The 17,006-nt window shown below is 36.7% G+C and carries 11 protein-coding genes; 9 read left to right on the top strand and 2 right to left on the bottom strand.

Annotated features, from left to right (window positions below):
- Positions 1-113 precede the first annotated feature (113 nt).
- Positions 114-3,008 carry a T9SS type A sorting domain-containing protein gene (locus PWU04_RS11000; RefSeq protein ID WP_274476154.1) on the top strand — a complete coding sequence of 965 codons (2,895 nt, stop codon included), beginning with the start codon at positions 114-116 and terminating at the stop codon, positions 3,006-3,008.
- A 121-nt stretch (positions 3,009-3,129) separates the two neighbouring features.
- A complete protein-coding gene (locus PWU04_RS11005) occupies positions 3,130-4,473 on the top strand; it encodes a choice-of-anchor L domain-containing protein (protein WP_274476155.1) in 1,344 nt (447 codons plus the stop codon).
- A 53-nt stretch (positions 4,474-4,526) separates the two neighbouring features.
- On the opposite strand, the gene PWU04_RS11010 is transcribed toward PWU04_RS11005, so the two are convergent.
- The gene (locus PWU04_RS11010; RefSeq protein ID WP_274476156.1) at positions 4,527-5,414 is read right to left on the bottom strand and encodes a UDP-2,3-diacylglucosamine diphosphatase; all 888 of its coding nucleotides are present in this window, start codon (positions 5,412-5,414) and stop codon (positions 4,527-4,529) included.
- A gap of 200 nt (positions 5,415-5,614) precedes the next feature.
- On the opposite strand from PWU04_RS11010, the gene aroC reads away from it, so the two are divergent.
- The 3 genes from aroC to PWU04_RS11025 are packed head-to-tail and all read left to right on the top strand — an operon-like array spanning position 5,615 to position 8,871.
- Positions 5,615-6,676, top strand: coding sequence for a chorismate synthase (aroC, locus tag PWU04_RS11015; RefSeq protein ID WP_274476157.1), 1,062 nt, complete (start codon positions 5,615-5,617; stop codon positions 6,674-6,676).
- Between the two features lie 38 nt (positions 6,677-6,714).
- Complete coding sequence (locus PWU04_RS11020) at positions 6,715-8,022, top strand: dicarboxylate/amino acid:cation symporter (protein ID WP_274476159.1); 1,308 nt, start codon at positions 6,715-6,717, stop codon at positions 8,020-8,022.
- 21 nt (positions 8,023-8,043) lie between these two features.
- The gene (locus PWU04_RS11025) at positions 8,044-8,871 is read left to right on the top strand and encodes a sulfurtransferase (RefSeq protein WP_274476160.1); all 828 of its coding nucleotides are present in this window, start codon (positions 8,044-8,046) and stop codon (positions 8,869-8,871) included.
- Between the two features lie 61 nt (positions 8,872-8,932).
- Here the strand turns inward: PWU04_RS11025 and PWU04_RS11030 are convergent, their stop codons facing one another.
- Positions 8,933-9,433, bottom strand: coding sequence for a VOC family protein (locus PWU04_RS11030; RefSeq protein ID WP_274476161.1), 501 nt, complete (start codon positions 9,431-9,433; stop codon positions 8,933-8,935).
- A 166-nt stretch (positions 9,434-9,599) separates the two neighbouring features.
- On the opposite strand from PWU04_RS11030, the gene PWU04_RS11035 reads away from it, so the two are divergent.
- From PWU04_RS11035 to PWU04_RS11050, 4 genes are all read left to right on the top strand, one after another.
- On the top strand, positions 9,600-11,399 hold the full coding sequence (locus PWU04_RS11035) for a DUF885 domain-containing protein (RefSeq protein WP_274476162.1): 1,800 nt from the start codon (positions 9,600-9,602) through the stop codon (positions 11,397-11,399).
- A 128-nt stretch (positions 11,400-11,527) separates the two neighbouring features.
- Positions 11,528-11,953: an HYC_CC_PP family protein gene (locus PWU04_RS11040; RefSeq protein ID WP_274476163.1), complete on the top strand. Its 426-nt coding sequence runs from the start codon at positions 11,528-11,530 to the stop codon at positions 11,951-11,953.
- A 92-nt stretch (positions 11,954-12,045) separates the two neighbouring features.
- A complete protein-coding gene (locus tag PWU04_RS11045; protein ID WP_274476164.1) occupies positions 12,046-15,777 on the top strand; it encodes an efflux RND transporter permease subunit in 3,732 nt (1,243 codons plus the stop codon).
- A complete protein-coding gene (locus tag PWU04_RS11050) occupies positions 15,774-17,006 on the top strand; it encodes a TolC family protein (RefSeq protein WP_274476165.1) in 1,233 nt (410 codons plus the stop codon). Before PWU04_RS11045 ends, PWU04_RS11050 begins: the two co-directional genes overlap by 4 nt.

Raw genomic sequence — 17,006 nt, forward strand, 5'->3', positions numbered from 1 at the left:
AATAAATTATGGGGTTGCTGATTCAACTTTTCCTGTAAAATTCCCTTTACCGATACAATAGCATTTGTTTAATCACCGCTATGCGATACACACATGGCATAAACTATTGTATCATGAAAATTTCAGCTTTATTTATTTCTATCGCTTTAACCTTTGGAGTCCTAAATTCATTTGCTCAAACATTGGAATTTCAAAAGGTTGGACCACCAGCAGGAGAACCTCAAAATGTTTATGATTTTGAAGGAGCAGCTACAAGTTTTACCACTTTTATTGATATTGAAGGCGACGGAGATCTTGACCTTATAGCTTCAGTTGGATTAGATAATAGTTCGTGGGAAGCCAGACTTTTTGTTAACGATGGTTTAGGGAATTTCATTCAGTCTGAAGATTTTAGCTGGTGGGGCTTGCAATCTGGAGCCTACTATAATGTGGACATTGATGGCGACGGGGATGAAGATGTTGTACAGTACGGGGTTTTCAATGCTCCTGGTTTTGGTTCGATAATAATTCATGTGAATGATGGAATGGGTAATTTTTCAGATTTTATATATTATTTTAATACATCGGGGTATTTAAGTCAATCTCAACCCTTATTATTTTCAGATTTAGATGGTGATTCAGATATTGATTTTCTTGGCATTACAGATGAATTAATAGATGGTGAATTTCAATATGTAACTACAATTTATTTTAATGAGGGTGAAAATAATTTTGAAGAGGATACTGCTGCTAATCTCGGTCCTGGAGTGATAGATTCTGGACGTTTTTTTGACATTGACGGCGATACAGATTTAGATCTGGTGGCATTTGGCAACATTGTCTACCCAAGTTCTGTACCATTTTCGAGAATTTACGAAAATAACGGGGATGGCGTATTTCAAATTATAGAGGAGAATACGCTTCCTGTTTCAAGTGTATTCAATGATGTTGCTGATGTAGATAATGACGGAGATCTGGATTTTATCATCAATGCATCACATCTGTATAAAAATGATGGCACGGGGAATTTTACACAACAGCAATTATATGAAGACACTGGATTAGAGTTAGTTTCCGTGAAGTTTATTGACTTTGATGGAAATGGAACTATGGATTTACTTATTTCTGGAAACAATAGTGGAGAAGCTTTTACCGGGATTTTGCAAAATGATGGTGCAGGTAATTTTTCAAATTTGATAACTATAAGTAATGAAATTCTCTTAACGTCTAATGAAACTATTAATTCTTCTGTGGATATTATTGATGTGGATAATGACGGCGATTTGGATTTTATGAGTAAAAGACCTCTGTCATTATATATTAATGCAGGAGGGGGGCAGTTTCAAAGGGCTACAAATACTGCCATTGAAGGGAATATTCGTGCTACCAGAGATATTGATGGCGATGGGGATTTAGATGTGCTAAGTTCAGGCTTAATAAGTGGAAATAGTGTGTTTTCTTATGAATATGCTCTTTACTTGTACAGAAATTTGGGAGCAAACCAATTTGTCAAAGAGCAGAATGTGCCATTTGGTGACAACTGGAATGTAAATGCTGTGTTTAGTGATATCGATGGTGATGGTGATAATGATTTGTTTTTACTGGGAACAGACGATGCTAACCAACCGATTTCAAATTGGTATCTTAATGATGGACTTGGAGGGTTTACTCTGTCCAGTATAATACCTTTTGGGTCTTACTCAGATCTGCTGCCACTTTTTGCAGATATCGATGGAGATGGGGATGAGGACGTGTTTTTTGAAGGAGGAATTCTTTTTATTAACCAGGGTTCGGGTAGTTTTACACAAGCCACAGCTCAGCCTTTTGAAGGATTATTAGGTACTTTTGAGGTGGCTGATTTTGATGATGATGACGATCAGGATCTTTTAATTGGGATTAACCAGCCTGCGGCAAAATTTTTCGCAAATGATGGTAATGGTAATTTCACTGAGCTATTCGAAACTGAATTTGGTTCCTATGGAGCTTACGGTATTGAAGATATAGATGGGGACACTGATCTGGATATTGTATTTTTAATAGGAGGTGTTCCAAACAATTTAATGATTTACAGATTTGATTTGACCATTGGATTTGCCCAAGAATCATCTATAATGCTTGATGATTTATATAATGGATTTATTGATATGAATATTGCAGACCTGGACAATGACGGTGATAATGATTTGATTTTATCCGAAACACTTCCGTACAGTTTAGGTGATATTTACCTAAATGATGGCACAGGAGTTTTTACATTGTTTGCAAATTTCAAATTTCCTTTTAGTGGTAATGTCTATGTAAATGATCTTGATGGTGATTGTGATATGGATGTTTTTTGTGCTGGTCAAGAATCGGCATGGAATCAAACTCGAAAGGCCATTTTATTTTCTAACATAACTCCAAATTCTGCAAACACTTATTATGCCGATGTAGATGGAGACGGTTTTGGAGATCCAGAAACGATGATTCAGTCTTGTGTGCAACCTAGATTATTTGTTCAGGACGCATCCGATTGTAATGATGGTGATCCAGATGTAAATGCCAATATGGAAGAAATTCCAGATAACGGTGTTGATGACGACTGTAACCCTGATACCCCAGATTATAGTGGCTGCCCAGACGGTAAAGTTTTAATTTGTCATGTTACAGGCAATGGTAACTCAATTAGTTTGTGTGTTAGCAGTAAAGCATTGCAAGGTCATTTAAATCACGGGGATTATATAGGGACCTGTAATGATAGTAATGCTAGAATGGCTGAATCGGCAAAAGGAGATTTGCAAGACATTAAGGTGTTCCCAAATCCGTTTAGTGATGAAATATATATACAGTTTAGTTCTCAACCTCAGCTAAGAGATGTTAGCATTTCGGTTCTGGATGTTAATGGGAGAATGATTGTGGACCAAGACTTTTCAGGTAATCAGGCGTTAGTTTCATTAAAGTTGGATAATTTGAAGAATGGTTTTTATTTCATTAAGGTTAGTGATGCTTCCAATGGAATTAATATGGTTAAGACATTAGTAAAGCAATAGATTATGACAAAGCGTTTTAAATGCTAAATAAAAGTCTTACTTTAATTTAGGAAATAACTTACTTTTTTATATTTTGGTGTTTATGAATTGAATATTCAGTAAAATTCTATAAACCGACAATATGAAAAAAACGTTACTCCTTTTTACTTCTATTTTTTATCTAAATGCACAGTCTCAAGACCCACCCCCATTTGTAGAAGTAGATGCAAACGAGGTGAGTTATTCTCAATTGCTTTCCACTGTACTAGAGAACAGCTGTTGTGCCGATATATCCAATGTTCTAGGCGTTACAGGTACAAATTATAATTCCACAGACGGTATTGGTTATTTTACATATTCTGGTGATGATTTTCCATTTGAAGATGGTATCATTTTAACAACTGGTAATTGTACCTTGGCCGAGGGACCTAAATCGGGAACGCTTAGTTCTGGTGGGTATCAATGGCCTGGAGATCCTTATATAGAAGGTTTTTTGCCCTGGATTGATCCGGGAACAACTAATAATGTTAGTTATTTGGAATTCGAGTTTATTCCACTTTTCACTGAGATTAGTTTTAGCTATATTTTTGCATCTGAGGAATATGGTGGTGCTTTTGGTTGTGATTTTAGTGATGGCATTGTTTTTTTGTTATCCGATCAAACAAATGGTTATGTTAGTAATTTGGCATTAATTCCGGGAACTACCGATCCGGTTTCAATGATTACCGTTAATAATGGTAGTTGCCCTTCGTTAAATAATCCAGAATATTTTGGTAATTATTATGGGGCTTCGGGTTTACCTGTTAGCAGTGCTCCCATTAATTTAAGAGGGCATACCGTGCCAATGACAGCTTTAGGAACTGTTACACCTGGACACGTGTATAAACTTAAAATAGCAATAGCAGATGTTAATGATACTGCATACGATTCAGCACTGTTTATTGAAGGAGGGAGTTTAAACCTGGCGGGCAATGCTATTTCAGATTTAGTTCAGGAAATTACAGTTAGTTTGGATGAAAATGGTACTGCAAGCATTGCACCAGAAGACATTGATATGGGGTTGTTGGCAGAAAGTACTGTTGCTTCCGTAGAATTATCTCCTTCAACATTTTCAGCTGATGATATTGGCACTAATACCGTGACCGTAACCGTTACGGATAATTACGGTAACGTATCAACATACGATTTAACTATTACCGTGCAAGGGGTTTTGAGTATTTCAGACAGTGAATTGAGTAATCTAAAAGTGTATCCCAATCCTTTTAAGGCTGCAATAAACATTCAACTTCCATCGGGTTATTCATCAAATGATATTCACGTTTCAGTGTTCGATGTAAACGGGCGATTGGTTGTAAAACAAGAGACTTTTAATCAAGATAATGTTGTTTCCTTGGAATTGAACAGCTTGAGTAATGGGCTTTATTTTATAGAGATATCAGATAAGTCAAGTGGAGCTAAATTCACCGAAAAAATAGTGAAGAGCTAAGAGGATAAGGAACAATCATAAGTTACTAGGCGGTTCAAAAGAAAGTAGGATTATTATTCTCCATTTTCATTTGAGCCGTCTTTATTTTTCTTCTTCTTTTTTTTCTTTTTCTTGCTGTCCACAATAGTGATGGCTGCAATCAAATCCTGAAGCTCCATATTCTTCAGGTCGTCATCGGCAAAAAAAGGGGAGAGTTTGTCAAAGTTATAGTTGTAGATTTTCCAACGTTTAAACTGGTATTCCAAAGCTGTGAAGTTTTCAACCCAATCGCCGGAATTTAAATACATGGTTTTGCCTAAATTGTTTTCTCGAATAAACATTTTTGGCTGATGGATATGGCCACAAATAACATAATCATAGCCTTGTTCGATAGCCAGTTCGGTAGCAACCTGCTCAAAATCATTAATATACTTTACAGCACGTTTAACGCTGTTTTTTATCTTTTTGGATAGGGAATATTTCTCTTTCCCTATGTTGGTTAAACACCAGTTTACCATTCGATTTATTAAAATAAGCCAGTCGTAACCATAACCTCCCAATTTAGCCAGCCATTTGGCATTTTGAATGGAAACGTCAAAAATATCACCGTGGAAAAACCATGCTTTTTTCCCATCTAAATCCATGGTAAGTTTGTCTACTATGGAAATGTTCCCGAGATTAGTTTTACTAAATTTTCGGAGCATTTCATCGTGATTTCCAGTAATGTAGGTTACTTCAACACCATCAGCGGCCATATCAATTATTTTCTTGATTACTCGTAAATGGTCCGAAGGGAAGTAACGTTTACTAAATTGCCAAATGTCAACGATATCTCCGTTTAGGATTAATTTTTTTGGCTGAATGCTATGTAAATAGGTTAAAAGTTCTTTGGCATGGCATCCGTAAGTACCGAGGTGAACGTCCGATATAACAGCGATTTCAACTTTTCTTTTAATTTTCAAATCTAAAACCTTTCTCTTATTCTCATTTACAAACAAATAACTTGGTTTAATGTTACTTGAACATTAACGCCTAATTAATTTAAGACTAAGAGGTTGTAAAGTTTTTGTTATCACTTTCTGTTGTGGACCTTATGCCATTTTTGATGACAATTTTTCTTTCTGATAGATTACAATTACTTTAGCAAAAAATAATCCTTTATATGGCAGGTAACACTTTTGGTAATGTTTTTAAATTGACCACTTTTGGTGAATCACACGGACTAGCCATAGGTGGTATTATTGATGGTTGCCCGCCAAATATAGATTTAAATATTCAAGCCATTCAAAATGAATTGGATAGGCGTAAACCAGGACAATCAGATATTGTTACACAACGTAAAGAATCTGATACAGTTAAATTTCTCTCTGGAATATTTGAAGGAAAAACAACAGGAACGCCAATAGGATTTGTTATTGAAAACAGTAATCAAAAATCTGCCGATTACAATCACATTAAAGATGTTTACCGACCTTCTCATGCCGATTATGTATACCAAAAAAAGTTTGGGATTCGCGATTATAGGGGAGGAGGGCGAAGTTCTGCGCGTGAAACAGCTTGTAGGGTTATAGCAGGCGCTATTGCTAAACAGGTTTTAGGTAATGTTAGTATTCAAGCTTTTACATCATCTGTAGGAGATATATTTATTAATAAGCCGTATCAGGATTTAGATTTGTTTACTGTTGATGATAATCCAGTACGTTGCCCAGATGAAGTAACTGCCAAAGAGATGATTTCTGAAATCAAAAGGGTTAGGAAGGAAGGCGATACCATAGGAGGAACCGTTACCTGTGTGGTTAAAAATGTGCCAGTTGGCCTAGGTGAACCTGTTTTTGATAAACTTCATGCCGAATTAGGTAAGGCTATGTTATCCATAAATGCTGTAAAAGGTTTTGAATATGGTAGTGGATTTTGTGGCGCTAAAATGAAGGGAAGTGAGCACAACGATTTATTTAATCCTGATGGAACCACTAAAAGCAATCTTTCAGGAGGAATACAAGGTGGAATAAGTAATGGAATGGATATTTATTTCCGAGTAGCCTTTAAGCCAGTGGCAACTATAATGCTGCATCAGGAAACAATAGATAAAGATGGTAATATTGTTGAAATGCAAGGTAAGGGTAGACATGACCCTTGTGTTGTTCCTCGTGCTGTACCTATAGTGGAATCTATGGCTGCTATGGTTTTAGCAGATTATTATTTAATGAATAAAATGTATAAATAAACTCTAAAAACTTAGAGTTTGATGCTTAATTGATATTTATGAAAAAACTTGCTCTGCACTGGCAGATTGTATTGGGAATGGTACTTGGGGTGGTTTTCGCTCTTGGAATGCTTCAATTCGAAGGTGGGAAACAAATTGTTACCGATTGGGTTAAGCCATTTGGAAACATTTTTATAAATGCCTTAAAACTTATTGCTGTACCTCTTATTTTGGCATCTTTAATTAAAGGGGTCTCAGATCTTAAGGATATTTCCAAGCTTTCTAAAATGGGAGGGAGAACTATTGGTACCTATATTATTACAACGGTTATTGCAGTTTCAATAGGTCTGGCAATAGTGAATATTATTAAACCAGGAGCTTCAATTACAGAGCAAACACGTACAGAACTTGTTGAAAGTTATAAAGGTGACGCCGACTCAAAGATAGCTGCTGCAGAAGAACAAAAAAAGGCTGGTCCATTAAAGGCATTAGAGGATTTGGTCCCTGGGAATATTTTTAAAGCGGCAAGCGATAATGGTAATATGCTACAGGTTATATTTTTCGCTATCTTTTTCGGTATAGGACTGATATTAATTCCTGAAGAACAGTCAAAACCTGTGAAAGCATTTTTTGATGGATTTAACGAGGTTATTTTAAAGCTTATCGATTTAATTATGCTCGGGGCTCCATATGGGGTTTTTGCCTTATTGGCTGCTTTGGTAGTTGAAGCGCCAAGTACCGATTTATTTAAAGCATTGGGATGGTATGCGCTTTGTGTGGTTATTGGATTGGCTTTAATGATTTGTGTATATATCCTTATTGTATGGCTGATTACTAAAAAAACACCAAGTTTCTTTATTAATGGAATTTCTCCAGCTCAATTGTTAGCGTTTTCAACAAGTAGTAGTGCGGCAACTTTGCCGGTTACCATGGAGCGTGTTGAAGAGCATCTGGGGGTAGAAGAAGAGGTAACAAGTTTTGTTTTACCAATAGGGGCAACTATTAATATGGACGGTACAAGTTTATACCAAGCAGTGGCTGCTGTTTTTATTGCTCAAGCCTTTGGTATGGATTTGAGCTTTTCAACGCAACTAGGGATTATTGCAACAGCTACTTTAGCTTCTATAGGAAGTGCAGCTGTTCCTGGCGCAGGTATGGTAATGTTAGTTATAGTATTGGCTCAAGCTGGAATCCCGGAAGCGGGTCTGGCATTAATCTTTGCTGTTGATCGTCCATTGGATATGTGTAGAACAACAGTTAATGTAACAGGAGATGCTGCGGTATCTATGGTAGTCGCAAAATCTGTTGATAAATTGGGAGACCCTAAGGTGAAAAACTGGGATGATACCTATAAGCAAACACATTGATTTGTTTTGTAACTTTAGTTGATGAAATCAATTAAACTACCTTCGGATTTAGTGTCTGTCGATTGGCTTAAAGCTAATTTAGATGCCGATAACTTGATCATTTTAGATGCCAGTATTCCTAAAGTAACTGCGTCTGCTCAAGAAACCAATAGTAAAGAATATATTCCCAATAGTCGATTTTTTGATATAAAGGAAGCCTTTAGTGATTCATCGTCTACCTTTCCCAATACCTTGCCTTCTGTTGGACAGTTTGAAAATGAAGCAAGAAAGTTAGGGATAAATAATGATAGCGCTATTGTAGTATACGATGACAAGGGGATTTATTCCAGTGCTCGACCATGGTGGATGTTTAAAGCCATGGGGTACGACAATGTTGCTGTACTGGATGGCGGATTGCCTGCTTGGAAAAAGAAGGGGTATCCCATTCAAAACGTTTTGGATAAACCAGATTCTCCAGGAAATTTTAAGGGGAATTATAATCCTGATTTTTTTAAGTTCTTTGACGATATACAAAAAAGTATAAACGATTCCAGTGTTCAAATTATAGATGCTCGTTCTAAAGATCGTTTTGAAGGGGTGATTGAAGAGCCTAGAAAAGGACTTCGAAGTGGACACATCCCAGGGTCATCCAACCTTCCCTTCGGAGATTTATTGAATGAAGGAGTCTTTAAGTCTCCAGAGGATGTAAATATGATTTTAACATCTGTATTTCAACCTAACAAAAACTATGTGTTTTCATGTGGCTCCGGGATTACCGCATGTGTGTTGGCTTTAGGTGCAAAATTACAAGGTTATGAGAATTTATCTGTTTATGATGGTTCTTGGACTGAGTATGGTAGTTTAACTTAATTAATTGATAAATGTATTCCTAAAACTCTTGATGGTAGGGAGTTGAGAGATAAGTAAATCCTCAGTCTTCAATTTCATTAAGTAACCCTTCAAGATCCAGAGGTTTAGTAAACATATCCAATGATCCATTTGTTTTTTTAGGCCATAGTTCTTTTGGTCTATCCCAATAAAGTTCTACACCGTTCTCATCGGGGTCATTAAGGTATAAAGCTTCGGAAACTCCATGGTCTGAGGCTCCAGTTAATGGGTATCTGGCCTCTAAGAGGCGTTTTAAAATAATGGCAAGGTCTTTTCGTGTTGGGTATACAATAGCCGTGTGAAATAGACCTGTACTATGTCTTGATGATGGCTGTCCGTTTTTACTTAACCAGGTATTCAATCCAATATGATGATGATAACCTCCAGCCGATATAAATGCTGCATCGTCACCATAAGTTGTAGTTAGCTCAAAACCGAGTAGACCACAGTAAAAATCCAAAGCACGTTGCAGGTTTGCTACTTTTAGGTGTACATGTCCTATACGTGTTTCTTTTGGAACGATATAGTTTGTTTTTGAATCCATTGCCGTCTGTTTTTCAAATTAAGCTTAGTCTTTCAATTTACAATTAAATACCTATTTAAACCCTTCTAGTATTACTCACCAAATACTAATTTATTGAAACTAGAATTATTTTTTTGAGAGTGTTATATTACTTCTTATTATATTTATTGGCATCAAAATCAAACTAATGAAGAAACTTGTTTTATGTTGTACAGCATTTATGGTGTTGTATGCATGTAAAAAAGAAGAAACAAAGACCCCTTCAGAGGAGGTTAATACTAATAAAGTCTTTGCTGAATTGTTGACCAATTACAACGAAGACGGATTGGTACTGGATCCTTTAAAGGCAACCCAAGCAGGAGATAGTCGTTTTAATGATCAATTTCCTGACTATTTATCATCAGAATATGAAGCTAAAAAGAAGGCATATTATACTGATTATAAAAATGCCTTAGCCGATATTCCAGATTCCTTGCTTACTCCAACCCAACAAATGAGTAAGGCTGTATTATTATGGGATTGCGACATTAACTTGGAAACACTATCCTTTAAAAAGAATTTAATGCCCATAGACCAAATGTGGTCAAAAAACCTTGACTTTAATCAATTAGCCAGTGGAACTACAGCTCAACCATTTACAACTGTTAAAGATTATCAAAATTGGTTAAAACGTGTAGATGGTTATTTAACTTGGTTAGGAACAGCCATGGAAAATATGAAAACAGGCATATCTCAAGGGTATGTGTTGCCAAAATCACTTGTGTTGAAAGTGATACCCCAGTTTGAAATTTTGGCATCTGGACCGGCAGAAGAGCATTTGTTTTATGGACCTATTAACAATATTCCCGAAGATTTTAGTGAGGAAGATAAAGCGCGGATAAAGAGTGAATATATATCCATGATTTCGGAAAAAGTTATCCCTACTTATAAAGCGATGGTTACTTTTTTAAAAGAAGAATATTTGCCTGCTGGACGAGAGACTAGTGGGATTGCAGAAACACCGCTAGGGAAAGCCTACTACAATCATCAGATTAAGAAATATACCACGACAAATTTAACTGCCGATGAAATTCATCAATTAGGATTAAGTGAGGTAGCGAGAATACGTGGGGAGATGGAAAAGGTTAAGGAAAAGGTAGGGTTTAAAGGTGATTTGAATGCTTTTTTCGATCATGTGCGTACAGGTAAAAACTTAATGCCTTTTACAGAACGTAAACAAGTTATAGCGTTTTATGACAGCATTCACAGAGTGATGCAACCCCAATTGGATAAACTTTTTGGAAAGCAACCTAAAACACCATTTGAAGTTAGACGCACCGAGCCCTTTAGGGAGAAATCGGCTGCGGCTAATTATAGTCCAGGTTCTCTTGATGGAACACGTCCTGGTATTTTTTATACGCCAATTCCGGATGTTAAAAAGTATAATGTCTTCGATAAAGAGGATCTGTTTTTGCATGAGGCCATTCCAGGACACCATTTTCAAATATCCCTGGCACAGGAAAATAACGAACTTCCTGAGTTTAGAAAAACATTATGGTATAGCGCTTATGGAGAAGGTTGGGCGCTGTACGCAGAGTCGATGGGAGCAGAATTAGGTTTGTATAAAGACCCGTATCAGTATTTCGGAATGTTAAGTAATGAAATCCACAGAGCTATTCGTTTAGTGGTAGATACAGGTATCCATGCCAAGGGATGGACTAGAGAAGAGGCCATTCAGTATTCTTTGGAAAACGAAGCAGAATCTGCCGATACAATTGAGAGTGAAATTGAACGCTATATGGCCAATCCTGGTCAGGCACTGTCATATAAAATTGGGCAGCTAAAAATAATCGAATTAAGAAATCGTGCCCAAGACAAACTAGGCAAAGCATTTAATATCCGTGAATTCCATGATCAAATTCTTGAGACGGGATGTATACCGTTGCAGTTATTGGAGGATAAAATTGATACTTGGGTAACAAATCAGTTAAAAGCCAGTAACAGTTAGTGTCTGTTTATTGTGTTTTATTAAGGGAGATTGCATTTTTTGTGTAATCTCCTTTTTTAGCTTAATAAAAGCCAAATATGCGTTAATCTTTATCCGAGTTGAGAAAAATTTGTAATTTAGTCCTCTCAATGAAAACAATAGTGTTTAAAATATGTGCCATGTTTATGGCCATTGTAGTACTTTTTTCTACAATGTCCTTCACTTTCGATATGCACTATTGTGGGGATGATTTAGTTGACGTTTCCTTATTTAAAAAAGCCAAGTCCTGTGGAATGGAAAAGGCAATAAAAAGCACATCTGCAAAAAAGGAGTGTAGCGTTTCCAAGAAAAATTGTTGTTCGGACAAACAACAAACCGTTACTGGTCAAGATGAATTACAGCAGTTTCATATAGACAAACTGTCCTTTAAACAACAGCTGTTTGTCGCAACTTTTGTTCATACCTATTTAGAGTTATTTGAATCCGTACAGGATAAAAATGACGAATACCGAGAATATTCCCCCCCTTTATTTGTCAGGCCAATTTATAAGTTTGACGAGACTTACCTTATTTGATTTATTCCCCGTTTTAACTCGCGGTCCTTTTGCTATGGCGATAAGGACACATTGCACTGTAAATTGTTTAACGGTTAATAAATTAAACTATAATGCTTAATAGGAGCATAAAATATTTAATAGAAAATAAACTGGTGGCTGTATTGCTACTAGCACTTTTTGTGGGTTGGGGCGTTGTTAATGCTCCCTTTAATTGGGATACTGGTAATTTCCCTCGTAAACCTGTTGCTGTTGATGCGATTCCCGATATTGGTGAAAACCAACAAATAGTATTTACCAAATGGGAGGGGCGCTCACCTCAAGATATTGAAGACCAGGTAAGCTACCCCTTAACAACTTCATTATTGGGTATTCCTGGGGTGAAAACCATAAGGAGTTCATCAATGTTTGGATTTTCAAGCATATATATCATTTTTGAAGAAGATGTAGATTTTTATTGGAGTCGCAGTCGAATTCTTGAAAAGTTGAATTCCCTACCAACAGGTCTCTTACCAGACGGAGTTAGTCCTTCATTAGGTCCAGATGCTACCGGATTGGGGCAAATATTCTGGTACACACTTGAAGGAAGGGATGAAAATGGTAATGTTACCGGTGGCTGGGATTTACAGGAATTGAGGAGTATTCAAGATTACCAGGTAAAATATGCTTTGTCTGCAGCCAGCGGAGTTTCAGAAGTTGCGTCTATTGGTGGTTTTGTGCAGGAATACCAAATAGATGTCAATCCTGAATTAATGCGCCAATATGGTATTGGTTTGGGGCAGATTGTAAAAGCTGTAAAAGAGAGCAACAAAGATATTGGTGCACAAACCCTGGAGATAAATCGAGCCGAATACTTGGTGCGAGGGTTGGGGTATATTAAATCATATAGCGATATTGAAGAGACTGTAGTGACTTCTAGTGATTATACTCCTATTAAGATAAAGGATATAGCCAAAGTAGCTTTAGGTCCAAGTAGTAGAAGGGGGATTTTAGATAAGGAAGGTGCTGAAGTTGTGGGCGGTGTAGTTGTGGCTCGTTATGGAGCCAATCCGTTGGAAGTAATAAACAATGTCAAAGGAAAAATCAATGAAATAGCTTCTGGTTTGCCAAGTAAAACGCTTTCTGACGGACGGGCTTCAAAGGTTACTATTGTTCCGTTTTATGATCGAACCGAACTTATTAATGAAACCTTAGGTACGCTTAACGAAGCACTTACTCTAGAAATCTTAATTACAATTTTGGTGATTGTGATTATGGTATTTAACCTTAGGGCATCACTGCTTATTTCTGGATTATTACCTGTAGCTGTATTAATGGTATTTATTGCTATGAAACAGTTTGGTGTCGATGCCAATATTGTTGCCTTGTCAGGTATTGCGATTGCTATTGGCACTATGGTAGATGTCGGTGTCATTCTTTCTGAAAACATCATCAGGCATTTAGATGAAAACCATGAAGAACTGCCTATAAACACTGTGGTTTATAATGCTACTGTTGAAGTATCGGGAGCCATCATAGCAGCGGTAACAACAACTGTGATAAGCTTTATTCCAGTTTTTACTATGATTGGAGCAGAAGGGAAGTTATTTCGTCCGTTAGCTTTTACAAAAACCTTTGCTTTAATCGCATCAATAATAGTTTCCCTTTTCTTAATTCCTCCTTTTGCAGCTTTTTTCTTCAGAAAAAAGAATATCTCCAAGATATTGTGGTACGCTGTTTACGGATTTCTAGCTGTACTTGGAGTTTTGGGAATTGTTGAAGGAACATGGTTAGGTTTGTTTTTAGTTCTTTTTTCTACAGTTAGTGTTTTGCAAGTAAATGGCAGACTTTCAAAAGCTTTAACTAATACCCTAAATATTATTATTTGTACAACGGTTATTGTGTTTCTTCTTGCGGAATATTGGCGTCCGTTAGGTGTACAAAAAAGTATGCTTTGGAATTTGTTTTTCGTTGGGATAATATGCTTTGGGCTTTTGGGGGTGTTTACGGTTTTTAAACGATTCTATACGCGTATTTTAAGCTGGGCATTAGCTAACAAGCTGTTGTTTTTGTCTATTCCAGTGGTAATTGTTGTAGCTGGTTTTTCTATCATGAAACATACTGGAAAAGAATTTATGCCGGCTTTGAATGAGGGAACGTTTTTGTTGATGCCAACGTCAATGCCACATTCAGGAATAGAGGAGAACAAAAGGGTATTACAGCAATTGGATATGGCAGTTGCCAATATACCTGAAGTGGAAACAGTTGTTGGAAAGGCAGGCCGTACAGAATCTGCTTTAGATCCTGCACCATTATCTATGTATGAGAATATCATTCAGTACAAGCCGGAATATATGCTCAATGCCATGGGGCAGCGCCAACGATATAAAGTAAATGAGGATGGTTTATTTGAATTAAAAGACGGAAGGTTAGTTTTAAATCCTAACTCAGCAAACACAAAGAAAGACAATGCTGTTATTATTTCAACTAATCTTAATTTGACATCCAGTATGCTTACAGAAGACAATGATGGTCAATTCTATAGAAACTGGCGCCCTGAGATTAAGTCTCCCAACGATATCTGGAACGAAATTGTAAAGGTTACCCGCTTGCCAGGTGTAACTTCAGCTCCTAAGTTACAGCCAATAGAAACACGTTTAGTGATGTTGCAGACGGGAATGCGTGCTCCTATGGGGATTAAAGTCAAAGGTCAGGATTTGAAGGAGATTGAAGCTTTTGGGGTTGAATTGGAAACTGTTTTAAAACATGTTAAAGGTGTTAAGCATGAAGCTGTTTTTGCCGACAGGATTGTTGGTAAACCATATTTACTGATTGATATAGACCGTCAAAAATTAGCCTTATATGGAATAACCGTCGATGCGGTACAAAATGTTTTGCAGGTAGCTGTTGGGGGAATGATAATAACCCAAACAGTTGAAGGCCGTGAACGTTATGGTGTGCGAGTAAGATACCCGAGGGAATTACGTGACGATCCAACTGCATTAGAGCAAATATATGTTCCTGTTTCTAATGGTAAACCTGTTCCTTTAAGTGAATTAGCCGAAATTCGCTATGAACAAGGGCCTCAAGTGATAAAAAGTGAGGATACTTTTTTAGTAGGATATGTACTTTTTGATAAACAGGATGGCTATGCAGAAGTAGATGTCGTTGAACAAGCCCAAAACCTAATTCAGGAAAAAATTGAATCTGGGGAATTGATTGTTCCTAATGGAATTAGTTACCAGTTTACTGGAACCTATGAAAACCAACTCAGGGCAGAAAAAACGCTAAGCGTGGTCGTTCCTTTGGCGCTTTTGATTATTTTCTTGATTCTGTATTTTCAGTTCAGATCGGTGGCGACTTCACTTATGGTATTTACCGGAATTGCCGTTGCCTTTGCTGGTGGTTTTATTATGATTTGGTTATACGGTCAAGAGTGGTTTTTAAATTTCAGTTTTTTGGGTGAGAATCTGCGTGATTTATTTCAAATGCACACCATTAACCTCAGTGTTGCTGTTTGGGTGGGCTTTATTGCGTTGTTTGGAATTGCTACTGATGATGGTGTAGTTATGGCAACTTACTTAACGCAAAACTTTAAGTTAAATAGGCCGGAATCAGTTAATGAAATTAGGGCATCTGTAATTCAGGCCGGTGAAAAACGCATCAGACCTTGTTTAATGACTACCGCTACAACCTTACTCGCATTGTTGCCAGTACTGACTTCTACAGGTCGAGGAAGTGATATCATGATTCCAATGGCCATTCCAAGCTTTGGAGGAATGCTTATTGCATTGATTACACTTTTTGTTGTTCCTGTATTGTACTGTTGGAAACAGGAGTTTCAATTAAAAACCAGAAGAAAATGAAAAGAAGCTATTTAACATTACAAAATATAGTCCTTGGAGTATTCATATTATCCAATAGTATCTGTGCTCAGGAATTGGATGGCTTAATAGAGGAAGCATTGATAAATAACCCTGAGGTGCAGATGTTTGAAATGCAATACCAACGTGCTTCTGAAAAGGTAAATGAGGTTAATGCAATTGGTAATACTGATTTAGGTGTAGGCTATTTTATTAGTGAACCGGAAACAAGAACAGGTCCGCAACGATTTAAAGTATCGGTAAAGCAAATGGTGCCTTGGTTTGGAACTATTACTGCAAGGGAAAATTACGTCAGTTCTTTAATCGATAGTAAATATCAAGACATTGCTATAGTAAAACGAAAGTTGATGGCGTCAGTATCACAGTCGTATTATAACCTCTATACCATTAAGGCAAAGCAAGGGATTTTAACTGAAAATATAGCGTTGCTTCAGAGCTATGAGCAATTAGCATTAACCTCTTTGGAGGTGGGAGAGGCTTCGGCAGTAGATATTTTACAATTGCAAATGAGACAAAACGATTTAGAGCAGCTTAAAAAGATTCTTGATCAGGATTTTTTAGCAGAACAAACAGCATTGAATAAATTTCTCAATCGAGATAAGGATATAGTTGTTCAATTAGTTGACAGTCTATTTATTCCGGAAACGGACGATTTAAATAAAAAATATGACTTGGAATTGCATCCTGAGCTTATAAAATACGACAAATTATATGAGTCGGTGATACAATCGGAATTGTTAAACCAAAAAGAAAGTAGCCCCATGATGGGTTTTGGATTAGATTATATTAATGTTCAAAAGCGGACAGATATGGATGTGGTAGATAACGGAAAGGATATTGTAATGCCTATGGTATCGATATCCATACCTATCTTCAATTCAAAATATAAATCTACAAGTAAGCAGAATAAGCTTCTTCAAGAGGAAATAACTTATCAAAAGCTAGATCGATTCAATAAGTTGGAAATTGCTTTAGAAAAGGCTTTGAAATCAAGAGAAGCATCAAGAATAAGTTACAATACGCAAGTAATAAACTTAGAAGAGGCCAAACATGCAGAAATCTTATTGACTAAATCCTATGAGACCGGTACGGTTGATTTTAATGACATTCTAGACATACAGGAATTACAATTGAAATTTCAAATGGAACAGGTGGAAGCTCTTAAACGCTATTATATTCAAAATACAATAATCAACTATTTAAGTCAGTAA

This window comes from Mangrovimonas aestuarii (assembly GCF_028767185.1).
GTDB lineage: Bacteria > Bacteroidota > Bacteroidia > Flavobacteriales > Flavobacteriaceae > Mangrovimonas_B > Mangrovimonas_B aestuarii.

Excerpts from the sequence above, each read along its gene's own strand:
- PWU04_RS11000 (WP_274476154.1), top strand. The coding sequence starts at position 114 with ATGAAAATTTCAGCTTTATTTATTTCTATCGCTTTAACCTTTGGAGTC.
- PWU04_RS11005 (WP_274476155.1), top strand. The coding sequence starts at position 3,130 with ATGAAAAAAACGTTACTCCTTTTTACTTCTATTTTTTATCTAAATGCA.
- aroC (WP_274476157.1), top strand. The coding sequence starts at position 5,615 with ATGGCAGGTAACACTTTTGGTAATGTTTTTAAATTGACCACTTTTGGT.
- PWU04_RS11020 (WP_274476159.1), top strand. The coding sequence starts at position 6,715 with ATGAAAAAACTTGCTCTGCACTGGCAGATTGTATTGGGAATGGTACTT.
- PWU04_RS11025 (WP_274476160.1), top strand. The coding sequence starts at position 8,044 with ATGAAATCAATTAAACTACCTTCGGATTTAGTGTCTGTCGATTGGCTT.
- PWU04_RS11030 (WP_274476161.1), bottom strand. The coding sequence starts at position 9,433 with ATGGATTCAAAAACAAACTATATCGTTCCAAAAGAAACACGTATAGGA.
- PWU04_RS11035 (WP_274476162.1), top strand. The coding sequence starts at position 9,600 with ATGAAGAAACTTGTTTTATGTTGTACAGCATTTATGGTGTTGTATGCA.
- PWU04_RS11040 (WP_274476163.1), top strand. The coding sequence starts at position 11,528 with ATGAAAACAATAGTGTTTAAAATATGTGCCATGTTTATGGCCATTGTA.
- PWU04_RS11045 (WP_274476164.1), top strand. The coding sequence starts at position 12,046 with ATGCTTAATAGGAGCATAAAATATTTAATAGAAAATAAACTGGTGGCT.
- PWU04_RS11050 (WP_274476165.1), top strand. The coding sequence starts at position 15,774 with ATGAAAAGAAGCTATTTAACATTACAAAATATAGTCCTTGGAGTATTC.